The organism is Xanthomonas sp. NCPPB 1132 (genome assembly GCF_056629235.1).
This window is the reverse complement of the sequence record NZ_CM152819.1, coordinates 2,355,671-2,369,671: the sequence shown is the minus strand read 5'-3', so window position 1 is coordinate 2,369,671 and position 14,001 is coordinate 2,355,671. Positions and strand designations below refer to the sequence as shown.

Here is a 14,001-nt window from a genome sequence, read left to right as displayed (position 1 = left end):
CGGTGTCAAGGCTGTTCTAATTCTAAACTGGACGGTATAGTCCACAATCGATGAACACCCCCCTCGCCTCTGCCGCCCAGCGCCAGGCGCGCGACCAGCGCGTGTACGCCGCCGTGCGCGAGTTGCTGGCCGAGGAAGGCATGGGCCTGAGCATGGAGGCGGTGGCGGCACGCGCCGGCTGCTCCAAGCAGACCCTGTACAGCCGCTACCGCAGCAAGCAGGGCCTGCTGCGGCGGGCGATGCAGGATCACCTGGACCTGGCCACCGCGCACCTGGAGCCGGTGCAGGACGACCTGCGCGGCAGCCTGCTGCGCTTCGCCTGCGAATACCTGGAGCAGTTGTCGGAGCCGCGGGTGCTGCAGAGTTGCCAGCTGATCGCCGCCGAGTCGCGGCACTTCCCCGACGAAGCGCGCGCCATGTTCCGCGACAGCGCTGGTGCGCTGATGCAGCGCCTGGGCGAATGCCTGCGCGGCGCCATGGCCCGCGACCAGCTCCGGCATGACGATCCGCACTTCATGGCCGAACTGCTGTTGAGCATGATCGTCGGCATGGATTTCGAGCGTCAGCGCTTCCACAGCGCGCATCGCGGCGACGCCGCCGCGCAGCGTGCCTGGGCCGAGTTCGCCGTGGACGGCTTCCTGCGCGCGTTCGCCGCCACCCCTTCCCTTCCTTCTACAAAACCAGACCGGAGTACCACCCGATGACCTCCCCGTTGCGTTCTCTCGCCCTGGCCTGCGCCGTCGTGGTGGTGTTGGCGTCCTGCAAGAAACAGGAGCAGCAGCAGGCCATGCCGCCGCCGGAAGTGGGCGTGCTGCAGGCACAGCCGCAGACCGTCCCGCTGCAGCGCGACCTGGTCGGCCGCCTGTCCGCATTCCGCAGCGCCGACGTGCGCGCCCGCGTCGCCGGCGTGCTGGAAAAGCGCCTGTACACCGAAGGCACCGACGTCAAGGAAGGCCAGCCGCTGTTCCAGATCGACCCGGCGCCGCTGCGGGCGACCCTGGCCTCGGCGCAGGGCCAGCTGGCCGCGGCCGAAGCCACCTACGCCAACGCCAAGGCCGCCGCCGCCCGCGCGCGCAGCCTGGCGCCGCAGGCCTACGTGTCCAAGTCCGACCTGGACAACGCCGAGGCCACCGAGCGCAGCTCCGCCGCCTCGGTGCAGCAGGCCCGTGCGGCGGTCGAAACCGCGCGCATCAATCTCGGCTACGCCACCGTCACCGCGCCCATCGCCGGCCGCGCCGGCAAGCAGCAGGTCACCGAGGGCGCACTGGTCGGCCAGGGCGACAGCACCCTGCTGACCACCATCGACCAGCTCGACCCGCTGTACGTCAACTTCTCGATGAGCGCCGACGAACTGGCGCAGCTGCGTCAGGCGCAAACCGAGGGCAACGTCGCCCTCAACGCCGAGGACAAGTCCACCGTGCAGATCAAGCTCGGCGACGGCAGCACCTATGCGCATGCCGGCACGCTGGACTTCTCCGGCGCCGCGGTCGACCCGAGCACCGGCTCGGTGACGCTGCGCGCGTTGCTGCCGAACCCGGACCGGGTGCTGCTGCCCGGCGCCTTCGTCAGCTTTGCGGCCAACCTGGGCGAGCGCAAGGACGTGTACCTGATCCCGCAGGCGGCGGTGCTGCGCGACGCCAAGGGCCCCTACGCCATGGTCGTGGGCAAGGACGGCAAGGTGGTGCGCAAGGATCTGACCACGGCCGGCCAGCAGGGCGACAAGTGGATCGTCAGCGGCGGCCTGCAGAGCGGCGACCAGGTCGTGGTCAGCGGCCTGCCCAAGGTCAAGGAAGGCGCACCGGCCGTGGCCAAGCCGTGGGACCCGAACGCCGCCGCGCAGGGCCAGGGCCCGGGTGCCGGCGCGGCACCCGGCCAGGGCGCGCAAGGCGCCGCGGCGCCGGCCAAGGGCGCCGCCCCGGCGCAGGGCGCAGCGCACGGCGACACGCCGGACGCCGCCTCGCATTCCGACCAGCCGAAGCAGTAACGGACTCCCCCCATGCCTAAGTTCTTCATCGAACACCCGGTCTTCGCCTGGGTGGTGGCGATCCTGATCTCGCTCAGCGGCGTGATCGCCATCCTCAATCTCGGCGTCGAGTCGTATCCCTCGATCGCCCCGCCCCAGGTCACCGTCACCGCCACCTATCCCGGCGCCAGCGCCAGCACCACCGAACGCTCGGTCACCCAGGTGATCGAGCAGCAGCTGACCGGCATCGATCACCTGCTGTACTTCAGCTCGTCGTCGTCCTCCAGCGGCACCGCCACCATCACCCTGACCTTCGAGACCGGCACCGACGCGGACATCGCCCAGGTGCAGGTGCAGAACAAGGTGTCGCTGGCCACCCCGCGCCTGCCCTCGGAAGTGACCGCGCAGGGCGTGGTGGTGGCCAAGGCCAACGCCGGCTTCCTCAGCGTGATCGCGCTGCGTTCGGACAACCCGTCGATCGACCGCGACGCGCTCAACGACATCGTCGGGTCGCGCGTGCTGGAGCAGATCTCGCGCGTGCCCGGCGTCGGCAGCACCCAGCAGTTCGGTGCCGAATACGCCATGGACATCTGGCTGAACCCGGAGAAGCTGCAGGGTTACCACATGTCCGCCAACGACGTGTACACCGCGATCCGCGCGCAGAACGTGCAGTTCGCGGCCGGCTCGCTGGGTTCGGATCCGGCGCCGCAGGGCCAGTCGTTCACTGCCACGGTCAGCGCCGAGGGCCGCTTCACCTCGCCCGAGCAGTTCGAGAACATCATCCTGCGCGCCGACGGCAACGGCACCGTGGTGCGGCTGAAGGACGTGGCCCGGGTCGCGTTCGGCCCGACCAACTTCGGTTTCGACACCCAGTACAACGGCAAGCCCACCGGCGCCTTCGCCATCCAGCTGCTGCCGGGCGCCAACGCACTGAACGTGTCGGCCGCGGTCAAGGCCAAGATGGACGAGTTGCAGCCCAGCTTCCCGCAGGGCGTCACCTGGTTCACGCCGTACGAGAGCACCACCTTCGTCAAGATCTCGATCGAGGAAGTGGTCAAGACCCTGGCCGAGGCGATCGTGCTGGTGTTCCTGGTGATGCTGGTGTTCCTGCAGAACTTCCGCGCCACCATCATCCCCACCCTGGTCATCCCGGTGGCGCTGCTGGGCACCTTCCTGGGCATGTGGGCGATCGGCTTCACCATCAACCAGCTGACTCTGTTCGCGATGGTGCTGGCGATCGGCATCGTGGTCGACGACGCGATCGTGGTGATCGAGAACGTCGAACGCATCATGTCCGAGGAGCACCTGGCGCCGAAGGCGGCCACGCACAAGGCGATGACCCAGATCACCGGCGCGGTGGTGGCGATCACCGTGGTGCTGGCGGCGGTGTTCATTCCCTCGGCGATGCAGCCGGGTGCGGCCGGCGCGATCTACAAGCAGTTCGCGATCACCATCGCCATGTCGATGGCGTTCTCGGCGTTCCTGGCGCTGAGCTTCACCCCGGCGCTGTGTGCGGCGTTCCTCAAGCCCACCCACAACGACAACCCGAACTGGGTCTACCGCACCTTCAACAAGTACTACGACAAGCTGTCGCATCGCTACGTCGGCGCGGTCGGCAGCACCATCCGCCGCGCGCCGCGCTGGATGGCGGTGTTCGCCCTGCTGTTGGTGCTGTGCGGCTTCCTGTTCACGCGCATGCCGGGCAGCTTCCTGCCGGAAGAGGACCAGGGCTTCGCGCTGGCGATCGTGCAGTTGCCGCCGGGTGCGACCAAGACCCGCACCAACGAGGTGTTCGCGCAGATGCGTGGCGTGCTGCAGCAGCAGAAGGCGGTCGAAGGCATGCTGCAGGTGGCCGGCTTCAGCTTCCTGGGCCGCGGCGAGAACGTGGGCATGGGCTTCATCCGGCTCAAACCCTGGGATGAGCGCGACATCGCCGCGGGCGATCTGATCCAGCAGTTGAACGGCATGTTCTACGGAATCAAGGACGCGCAGATCTTCGTGGTCAATCTGCCGACCGTGCAGGGCCTGGGCCAGTTCGGCGGCTTCGACATGTGGCTGCAGGACCGTAGCGGTCAGGGCGAGGAAGCCCTGCTGCAGGCGCGCAACATCGTGCTCGGCAAGGCCGCGCAGCGCCAGAACGCGCTGGCCGGCGTACGTCCGAACGGCCTGGAGAACTCGCCGCAGCTGCAGTTGAAGGTGGACCGCGTGCAGGCGCAGTCGATGGGCCTGTCGGTCAGCGACATCTACCAGTCCATCCAGCTGATGCTGGCGCCGGTGTACGTCAACGACTTCTTCTACGAAGGCCGCATCAAGCGCGTCAACATGCAGGCCGACGCGCCGTTCCGCACCGGTCCGGAGTCGCTGCGCAACTTCTACGTGCCCAGCAGTACGTCCACCGATAGCAGCGGCCTGCCGCAGATGATCCCGCTGAGCACGGTGGTGAGTTCGGACTGGATCTACAGCTCGCCGTCGCTGAGCCGCTACAACGGCTACTCGGCGGTCAACATCGTCGGCAACCCGGCGCCGGGCGGCAGCTCCGGCCAGGCGATGAGCGCGATGGAGGACATCGTCAACAACGACCTGCCGCCGGGCTTCGGTTTCGACTGGAGCGGCATGTCGTACCAGGAAATCATCGCCGGCAATACCGCGACGCTGCTGCTTGTGCTGTCGATCGTGGTGGTGTTCCTGTGCCTGGCGGCGCTGTACGAGAGCTGGTCGATCCCGGTGTCGGTGCTGCTGGTGGTACCGATCGGCGTGCTCGGCGCGGTGGCGTTCTCGCTGCTGCGCGGCCTGCCCAACGACATCTACTTCAAGATCGGCCTGATCACGGTGATCGGTCTGGCGGCCAAGAACGCGATCCTGATCGTCGAGTTCGCGGTGGAGCAGCGGGCGATGGGCAAGACCCTGCGCGAGGCCGCGGCCGAGGCGGCGCACCTGCGCTTCCGCCCGATCCTGATGACCTCGTTCGCGTTCATCCTCGGCGTGCTGCCGATGGCGATCTCCACCGGCGCCGGCGCGAACGCCCGCCACGCCATCGGTACCGGCGTGATCGGCGGCATGCTGTTCGCCACCGTGCTGGGCGTGCTGTTCATCCCGCTGTTCTTCGTGATGGTGCGGCGCATGCTCGGCGACAAGCTGGACGAGCCGTCGAAGGAGTTCACGCAGATGCAGGAGGCGGGCCTGTCGCGGCACCAGCCGGATCGCTGAGGAGCCGGGAGTGGGGATTCGGGAGTGGGGATTCGTCAGGCGAGTCCCGCTCCCGGTCCTGATGCCTCTCTGTAGAAACAAACAAAAGCGGCCGCAAGGCCGCTTTTTGTTGTCTGGAACCAGATGGGGAAGCGCAACCCAAAACTCCACGCACTGAGAGCGCCTTGAAGGCTGAGCGCTCCTCGTGGGAGGGACTTCAGTCCCGACGCATTGCAGCCCGAACGCCGCTCATCCCTTTTCCGCGAAAAGAAAAAGCGGCCTCGCGGCCGCTTCTCCTGATCCCTCAACCGATTCGGGAACCGGCGAATCCCCAATCCCGAATCCCCACTCCCGGCGTCACCGCAACCCGGTCTCGTTGCGCGCGATCACCAGGCGCTGGATCTCGCTGGTGCCTTCGTAGATCTCGGTGATCTTGGCATCGCGGAAGTAACGCTCCAGCGGCATCTCCTTGGAGTAGCCCATGCCGCCGTGGATCTGCACCGCCTGGTGGGTGATCCACATCGCCGCCTCGGAGGCGGTCAGCTTGGCCACCGAGGCCTCGGTGGTGAAGCGCTGGCCCTGCCCCTTCAGCCAGGCCGCGCGCAAGGTCAGCAGCAGCGCCGCGTCCAGCTTGCACTTCATGTCGGCGATCTTGGCCTGGGTCATCTGGAACGCGCCGATCGGCGAACCGAACGCCTTGCGCTCCTTGACGTACTCCAGGGTCGCCTCGTAGGCGGCGCGGGCCAGGCCGATCGCCTGCGAGGCGATACCGATGCGGCCGGCGTCGAGCACGCTCATCGCGATCTTGAAGCCCTCGCCCGGCGTGCCCAGCACCTCGTCGGCGCTGGCCACGTAGTCCTGGAACTCGATCTCGCAGGTGGCCGAGGCGCGGATGCCCAGCTTGGGCTCGGTCTTGCCGCGATGGAAGCCCGGCTTGTCGGTGTCGACGACGAAGGCGGTGATGCCGCGCGCGCCCTTGTCCGGCTCGCTCATCGCGAACAGCACGATGTACTTGGCGACCGGGCCGGAGGTGATCCAGCTCTTCTTGCCTTTGATGACGAAGCTGCCGTCGTCCTGGCGCACCGCGCGGCACCGCATCGCGGTGGCGTCGGAGCCGGACTGCGGCTCGGTCAGCGCGAAGGCGCCGATCTCGCGACCCTCGGCGATGGCGCGCACATACTTCTGCTTCTGCTCCTCGTTGCCGTTCTTGAGAATGCCGGCGCAGAACAGCGAGTTGTTGACCGACACGATGGTCGAATGGGCGGCATCGCCGGCGGCGATCTCCACCATCGCCAGCACGTAGGCGATCGGGTCCATGCCGGCACCGCCGTATTCCTCCGGCACCTCGATGCCCATCAGCCCGTTCTCGCCCAGCAGGCGGATGTTCTCCAGCGGGAATTCGCCGGTGCGGTCGTGGTGCTCGGCGCTGGGGGCGATCCGCTCCTGGGCGATGCGCCGCGCCACGTCCTGGATCATCAATTGCTCTTCGGTAAAGCTGAAATCCACGTCGAACCCCTCCCGGGCTTGTTGGTGCGGCCATTGTAGCCGTGCCGACCATACGCTGGCGTGTGCAACTTGACCGGAACCGCCGCCCGGACCAAAATATCTCTATATCGCGATAGGAAGATATTTATGGATCTGGAGGACTGGTCGTCCCGGCTGAAGGTCTTCGCCGACGCCACCCGCGTGCGCCTGCTGGCGCTGCTGGAGCAGGAGGAGCTGACCGTGGCCGAGCTGTCGGCCATCACCCGCCTGGCGCAGCCGCGGGTCTCGACCCACCTGGCCAAACTCAAGGAAGCCGGGCTGGTGCGCGACCGCCGCGCCGGCGTGTCGGCCTATTATCGCTTCGACGAGACCCTGCTCGACCCGGCCCAGCGTGCGCTGTGGCTGGCGCTGAGTACCGGCAGCGACGACCCGCTGCTGCGCCAGGACGCCGAGCGCGTGGCCGCGGTGCTGGCCAACCGCGCCGCCGACCAGAACTGGGCCGACTCGGTGGCCGGCGACATGGAGCGCCACTATTCACCCGGCCGCACCTGGGAAGCGCTGGCGCGCACCGCCCTGCCGCTGCTGGAAACCGGCGACGTGCTCGACATCGCCTCCGGCGACGGCGTGCTGGCCGAACTGGTGGCGCCGCACGCGCGCCGCTACGTCTGCATCGACACCAGCGCGCGGGTGGTGGCCGCGGCCAGCGAGCGCCTGCGCCGGCTCGGCAACGTGGAAGTGCGCGAGGGCGACATGCACGCCCTGCCCTTCGCCGACGCCAGCTTCGACCTGGTAGTGATGATGCACGCCCTGACCTACGCCACCAAGCCGGCGCAGGCGGTGTGCGAATCGGCGCGGGTGCTGCGCCCGGGCGGGCGCCTGCTGCTGTGCAGCCTGGCGCGCCACGAACACAAGGCCGCGGTGCAGGCCTACGGCCACGTCAACCTCGGCTTTTCGGCCAAGGAACTGCGCAAGTTCGTCGGCAAGGCCGGGCTTGAGGTCTCCAGCCTGGAAACCGTGACCCGCGAGAAGCGCCCGCCGCACTTCGAGGTGATTTCGTTGATTGCGGGGAAGCCGGGAATCGGGATTGGGGAATCGGGAGTGGAGAAGGCAAAAGCCAAGGCGGAGGCCGGAGCATGAGTGGCGCGGCGGTTTCACCAATCCCCAATCCCCAATCCCCACTTCCGGGCCTGCCCTGGCTGAACCCGGAGCGCACGCAGAAACTGCTGCAGGCCCTCTCCAAGCGCATCCTGATCATCGATGGCGCGATGGGCACGATGATCCAGCGCCATGGGCTGCAGGAGGCCGATTACCGCGGTGAGCGCTTCGCCGAGGGCTACGACGCGCAGGCCGGGCACGTGCACGGCCCCGGCTGCGACCACGCCCCGCAGGGCCACGATCTGAAGGGCAACAACGACCTGTTGCTGCTGACCCGGCCGGAGGTGATCGCCGAGATCCACCGGGCCTATCTCGACGCCGGGGCCGATCTGCTCGAGACCAATACCTTCAACGCGACATCGATCAGCCAGGCCGACTACCACCTGGAACACCTGGTGTACGAACTCAACAAGGCCGGCGCGCAGGTCGCGCGCGCGTGCTGCGACGCGGTCGAAGCCCTGACGCCGGACAAGCCGCGGTTCGTGATCGGCGTGCTCGGCCCGACCAGCCGCACCGCCTCGATCAGCCCGGACGTCAACGACCCCGGTTTTCGCAACACCAGCTTCGACGAACTGCGCGCAACCTACCGCGAAGCGATCGACGGCCTGATCGACGGCGGCGCCGACACGCTGATGGTGGAGACCATCTTCGACACGCTCAACGCCAAGGCCGCGCTGTACGCGATCGAGGAAGTGTTCGACGCGCGCGGCGGGCGCCTGCCGGTGATGATCTCCGGCACCATCACCGACGCCTCCGGCCGCACCCTGTCCGGGCAGACCGCCGAAGCGTTCTACGCCTCGGTCGCGCACGGGCGGCCGCTGTCGGTGGGGCTGAACTGCGCGCTCGGCGCCAAGGACCTGCGCCCGCACGTGGAGACCCTGGCGCGGATCGCCGACGGCTACGTCAGCGCCCACCCCAACGCCGGTCTGCCCAACGCCTTCGGCGAATACGACGAGACGCCGGAGGAAATGGCGGCGACGCTGCACGAGTTCGCCGAGTCTGGGCTGCTGAACCTGGTCGGCGGCTGCTGCGGCACCACCCCGGCGCACATCCGCGCCATCGCCGAGGCGGTGCGCGGGCTGCCGCCGCGCGTGCCGCTGGCGGCGCAGGCGCAGGCCGCCTGATGAACGCCGCGCGCACCCTCGCCGTCGCCACCCGCGTGCGCGCCTGCACCTCCCCGTTTCCGGAACGCTGATCATGTCCTCCGCCCGCCACACCCGCTTGTCCGGCCTGGAGCCGCTGCTGCTGACCCCGGACCTGCTGTTCGTCAACGTCGGCGAGCGCACCAACGTCACCGGCAGCGCGCAGTTCCGCAAGCTGATCAAGGAAGAGCGCTACGAGGAAGCGGTGGAGGTGGCGCGCCAGCAGGTCGCCAACGGCGCGCAGATCCTCGACGTCAACATGGACGAGGGCCTGATCGACTCGGAGAAGGCGATGGTGCGCTTTCTCAACCTGATCATGTCCGAGCCGGACATCGCGCGCATCCCGATCATGGTCGACTCCTCCAAGTGGAGCGTGATCGAGGCCGGGCTGAAGTGCCTGCAGGGCAAGAGCGTGGTCAATTCGATCTCGCTCAAGGAAGGCGAGGCGCAGTTCGTCGAACACGCGCGCAAGGTGCTGCGCTACGGCGCCGCCGCGGTGGTGATGGCCTTCGACGAGGTCGGCCAGGCCGACACCTGCGCGCGCAAGGTGGAGATCTGCACCCGCGCCTACCGCATCCTCACCGAGCAGGTCGGGTTCCCGCCGGAAGACATCATCTTCGATCCGAACATCTTCGCCGTGGCCACCGGCATCGAGGAGCACGACAACTACGCGGTCGACTTCATCGAAGCCACCCGCGAGATCAAGCGCACCCTGCCGCATTGCCACATCTCCGGCGGTGTCTCCAACGTGTCGTTCTCGTTCCGCGGCAACGAGACCGTGCGCCAGGCGATCCATTCGGTGTTCCTGTACCACGCCATCGCCGCGGGCATGGACATGGGCATCGTCAACGCCGGCGGCATGCCGATCTACGACGAACTGGATGCGGAGCTGCGCGAGCGCGTGGAGGACGTGATCCTCAACCGCCGCCGCGACGCCACCGAGCGCCTGCTGGAGATCGCCGAACGTTACAAAAAAGCCGGGAATCGGGATGCGGGAACCGGGAATCGGGAAAAGCTGGCGTGGCGCGAGAAGACGGTGCGCGAGCGCTTGAGCCATGCGCTGGTGCATGGCATCGACGAGTTCGTCGAGGTCGATACCGAAGAGGCGCGGCAGCAGGCCGCGCGGCCGCTGGACGTGATCGAAGGTCCGCTGATGGACGGCATGAACGTGGTCGGCGACCTGTTCGGCGCCGGCAAGATGTTCCTGCCGCAGGTGGTGAAATCGGCGCGTGTGATGAAGAAGGCGGTCGCCTACCTGCTGCCCTACATCGAGGCGGAGAAGCTGCGCAGCGGCGACACCGGCAAGTCCAACGGCAAGATCATCATGGCCACAGTCAAGGGCGACGTGCACGACATCGGCAAGAACATCGTCGGCGTGGTTCTGGCCTGCAACAACTTCGACGTGATCGACCTGGGGGTGATGGTGCCCACCCAGACCATCCTCGACCGCGCCCGCGCCGAGAACGCCGACATCATCGGCCTGTCCGGGCTGATCACCCCGTCGCTGGAAGAGATGACCCATGTCGCCCGCGAAATGCAGCGGCAAGGCTTCTCGATGCCGCTGCTGATCGGCGGCGCCACCACCTCGCGCGCGCACACCGCGCTGAAGATCGACCCGCACTATGCGGCGCCGACGGTGTGGGTGAAGGATGCCTCGCGCGCGGTCGGCGTGGCGCAATCGCTGATCTCGCGCGACCTGCGCGCGGCCTTCGTCGCCGCCAACGATGCCGACTACGCCGAGATCCGCCAGCGCCACAAGAACCGCGGCGACGCCAAGCGCCTGGTGTCGCTGGCCCACGCGCGCGGCCAGCGCTTCGACGGCGGCTGGGACGCCTACACCCCGCCCGCGCCGCGCCAGCCCGGCCTGCACGTGTTCGACGACTACCCGCTGGACGACCTGGTCCCGCTGATCGACTGGACCCCGTTCTTCCAGGCCTGGGAACTGGCCGGCAAGTTCCCGGCGATCCTCACCGACGAGATCGTCGGCCAGCAGGCCAGCGAGCTGTACCAGGACGCGCAGACGATGCTGCAGCGGATCGTCGCCGAGAAATGGCTGACCGCCAAGGCCGTGTTCGGGCTGTGGCCGGCGCAGTCGGTGGGGGATGACGTTGTGGTCCTGACTGAACGGGAATCGGGAGACGGGAATGGGGAATCGTCGAGCGGGACTGCGCCGCTCGACCATTCCCGATTCTCCATTCCCCATTCCCTGCATTTTTTGCGGCAACAGGTCGACAAGCCCGCCGAGCGCCCGGACTTCTGCCTGGCCGACTTCATCGCCCCGCGCGACAGCGGCAGGCAGGACTGGATCGGTGCCTTCGCGGTCACCGCCGGCATCGGCATCGAGCCGCACGTGGCGCGCTTCGAGGCCGCGCACGACGACTACAACGCGATCCTGCTCAAGGCCCTGGCCGACCGCCTGGCCGAGGCGCTGGCCGAACGCCTGCACCAGCGCGTACGCACCGAGTTCTGGGGCTACGCCGACGACGAGACGCTGGACAACGAGGCACTGATCGCCGAGCGTTACCGCGGCATCCGTCCCGCACCCGGCTATCCGGCCTGCCCCGACCACAGCGAGAAGCAGACCCTGTTCGCGCTGCTCGACGCCGGGCGCAACGCCGGCATGTCGCTGACCGAGAGTTTCGCGATGCTGCCGACCGCGGCGGTGTCCGGTTACTACTTCAGCCACCCGCAGAGCCAGTACTTCGTGGTCGGCCGGCTGGGCAAGGACCAGCTCGCCGACTACGCCCGGCGCAAGGGCGTCTCGCTGCAACAGGCCGAGCGCTGGCTGGCGTCGAACCTGGATTACGATCCGGAGTGAGCCGGGACCCGCCGCCGCTGCGCGCACCATCGCCTGCCTCGGCATTCCTCAACCGCCTTCGCGCCCATCGCCGATGCCCATCTCCATCGCGTCCCCGCTGAAGATCGTGGTCACCGGCAGTGCCGGCCGGGTCGGCCGCGCGATCCACATCCGGCTCTCCCGCGAGCACCGCGTCAGCGGCGTCGACCGCACGCCCTGCTCCACCGCCGACTGGGTCGGCGACCTCGACGATGCCGCGCTGCTGGCGCGGGCGCTGCAGGGCGCCGACGCGGTGATCCACACCGCCGCGCTGCATGCGCCGCACGTCGCGCACGTGCCGGCGACGCGCTTCCGCCAGGTCAACGTCGACGGCACCCGCCGTGTGCTGGATGCCGCCGCGGCGGCCGGCGTGCACCGCATCGTGTTCACCAGCACCACCGCGCTGTACGGCAGCGCCGCCACGCCCGATGGCACCGCGGCCTGGGTCGACGAGACACTGGCGCCGCAGCCGCAGACCATCTACCACCACACCAAGCTGGAGGCCGAGGCGCTGCTGCGCGAGGCCGCCGACCAAGGCGGGCCGAGCGTGCGCATCCTGCGCATGTCGCGCTGCTTCCCGGAGCCGGTCAACGTGATGGCCGCGTTCCGCCTGCATCGCGGTATCGACGCGCGCGACGTGGCCGAGGCCCATGCCGCGGCATTGCGGCATGCCGGGCCGGCGAGCGCGACGTTCGTGATTTCCGGCACCACGCCGTTCCAGCGCGAGGATTGCGCCGAACTGCACCGCGCGGCGCCGGTTGTCCTGCAACGTCGCGCACCCGAGTTGGTGGACGCATTCAAGCAACGCGGCTGGACGCTCCCGGAGCGGATCGACCGCGTCTACTCGGCACAGCACGCGATGCAGGCGCTGGATTGGCGACCGCGCTACGGTTTCGAGGAGGTGCTGATGCAGTACGACCAGCACGTCCCGGAGGTGCTGCCGCCCGGCGATGGCACGGCCGCGCGCGAGTAAGCATGCGCCAGTAGGGGCAAGAATCTCGCGCACTCCAGCTCCACGAGACGCTTCGGGCCGCCCCTCACCCCAACCCCTCTCCCAACGGGAGAGGGGCACGCGTATTACCGCTCCTCCCTTCTCCCCTCGGGAGAAGGTGCCCCGAAGGGGCGGATGAGGGGACGGGCGCAGCCACGTCACCCCAGACACCACGAGACGCTTCGCGCCAACCCTCACCACACCCCCACTCCCGACAGGAGAGGTGCGCGCGTACTAACGCCGTTCCCTTCTCCCCTCGGGAGAAGGTGCCCCGAAGGGGCGGATGAGGGTACGGGCGCAGCCACGTCACTCCAGACACCACGAGACGCTTCGCGCCTACCCTCACCACATCTCCTCTCCCGACGGGAGAGGGGCTTCGGGCTCAGCGCAGCAACACCGAAATGCCGAGGCCGCCCTGCCAGTCCGGGGTCTGCGACGACAGGCCGCGCAGCACCGACACATCCAGTTGCACGCGCTTGGCGAACAGCCAGGTGACGCCGCTGCCGAGCGCGCGCATGTCGTCCTCGCCGCCGCCGATGCCGGCCTCGACGTAAGCGCTCAGGGTGTCCCCGGCGTAGAAGGTATAGCTCGGCGACACGCTCCAGCCGGAGCCGTCCTCACTGTCGCTGACATTGCCGTACAGCGCCAGGCTGCGCCCTTCAGGCAGGTCCCAGCCGGCGCTCACGCCCAGGTCGTAGCGGTGGCCAGCGTCGCCGTAGGGCGCGCGCCCGACCGGCAGGCTGGCGCTGCCGAGCAGCGCCCAGGTGAAGCCGTCGCTGGCGCTCGGCAGCGCCTGCTTGATGCCGACGCTGCCGTCGCCGCCGCTGTGCCCGCGCCGATCCTGCCCGCCACCGCGCACGCGTTGCCACACCTGGCTGTCGATCGCCAGTTGCAATTCGGTGCTCGCGCTCAGGCCGAACCGCAGGCGGCTGTTGGCGACGTACTCGGTGCTGCGCACGTCGCCGTCGCGGTCGTAGCTGCCGTCGAAGAACGCCTGCTCCCAGACCACCTGGCCGCGCTGCAGAGTGGTCGAGGCGAAGCCGATGCCGGGCCGGTCGAACGCGGGCGCGTCCTCGGCGCAGGCGACACCGGCGGCACCGGCCTGGGCGGCCAGCAGCAGCGCCCCGCGCAGCAGCGCATCGCCGCGGCGGCGCAACCGCGGCCGGCGACAGGCAACGGATGGCGGGACGACCGGCGATCGGCGCGGCGCGACGAAACGTGGAACGGGCATGCGCGAACTCCT

General features: G+C 68.6%; 9 protein-coding genes. 7 read left to right on the top strand and 2 right to left on the bottom strand.

From position 1 onward, the window contains the following. The first annotated feature begins 50 nt into the window (after positions 1 to 50). From AC1G9L_RS10040 to AC1G9L_RS10030, 3 genes are read left to right on the top strand one after another with little or no spacing between them, the layout of a single operon-like run. Positions 51 to 704 (top strand): TetR/AcrR family transcriptional regulator, encoded by a 654-nt coding sequence (locus AC1G9L_RS10040; RefSeq protein WP_010342499.1) that lies wholly within the window; start codon positions 51 to 53, stop codon positions 702 to 704. Continuing rightward, positions 701 to 1,984, top strand: a complete 1,284-nt coding sequence (locus tag AC1G9L_RS10035; RefSeq protein WP_104609489.1) for an efflux RND transporter periplasmic adaptor subunit — start codon at positions 701 to 703, stop codon at positions 1,982 to 1,984. Before AC1G9L_RS10040 ends, AC1G9L_RS10035 begins: the two co-directional genes overlap by 4 nt. Positions 1,985 to 1,996: 12 nt before the next feature. Beyond that, on the top strand, positions 1,997 to 5,170 hold the full coding sequence (locus AC1G9L_RS10030) for an efflux RND transporter permease subunit (RefSeq protein ID WP_010341461.1): 3,174 nt from the start codon (positions 1,997 to 1,999) through the stop codon (positions 5,168 to 5,170). A gap of 336 nt (positions 5,171 to 5,506) precedes the next feature. Here the strand turns inward: AC1G9L_RS10030 and AC1G9L_RS10025 are convergent, their stop codons facing one another. Beyond that, positions 5,507 to 6,655 carry an acyl-CoA dehydrogenase family protein gene (locus AC1G9L_RS10025; protein ID WP_481070906.1) on the bottom strand — a complete coding sequence of 383 codons (1,149 nt, stop codon included), beginning with the start codon at positions 6,653 to 6,655 and terminating at the stop codon, positions 5,507 to 5,509. A 126-nt stretch (positions 6,656 to 6,781) separates the two neighbouring features. On the opposite strand from AC1G9L_RS10025, the gene AC1G9L_RS10020 reads away from it, so the two are divergent. From AC1G9L_RS10020 to AC1G9L_RS10005, 4 genes are all read left to right on the top strand, one after another. Continuing rightward, positions 6,782 to 7,771 (top strand): metalloregulator ArsR/SmtB family transcription factor, encoded by a 990-nt coding sequence (locus AC1G9L_RS10020; RefSeq protein WP_019801113.1) that lies wholly within the window; start codon positions 6,782 to 6,784, stop codon positions 7,769 to 7,771. After that, positions 7,768 to 8,913, top strand: coding sequence for a homocysteine S-methyltransferase family protein (locus AC1G9L_RS10015; RefSeq protein WP_481070904.1), 1,146 nt, complete (start codon positions 7,768 to 7,770; stop codon positions 8,911 to 8,913). Before AC1G9L_RS10020 ends, AC1G9L_RS10015 begins: the two co-directional genes overlap by 4 nt. Before the next feature lie 73 nt (positions 8,914 to 8,986). After that, complete coding sequence (gene metH, locus AC1G9L_RS10010; protein ID WP_019801030.1) at positions 8,987 to 11,749, top strand: methionine synthase; 2,763 nt, start codon at positions 8,987 to 8,989, stop codon at positions 11,747 to 11,749. 73 nt (positions 11,750 to 11,822) lie between these two features. Next, the gene (locus AC1G9L_RS10005; RefSeq protein ID WP_481070903.1) at positions 11,823 to 12,740 is read left to right on the top strand and encodes an NAD-dependent epimerase/dehydratase family protein; all 918 of its coding nucleotides are present in this window, start codon (positions 11,823 to 11,825) and stop codon (positions 12,738 to 12,740) included. Between the two features lie 400 nt (positions 12,741 to 13,140). Here the strand turns inward: AC1G9L_RS10005 and AC1G9L_RS10000 are convergent, their stop codons facing one another. Further along, positions 13,141 to 13,989, bottom strand: a complete 849-nt coding sequence (locus AC1G9L_RS10000) for a transporter (RefSeq protein WP_481070901.1) — start codon at positions 13,987 to 13,989, stop codon at positions 13,141 to 13,143. Between the last annotated feature and the right edge of the window lie 12 nt (positions 13,990 to 14,001).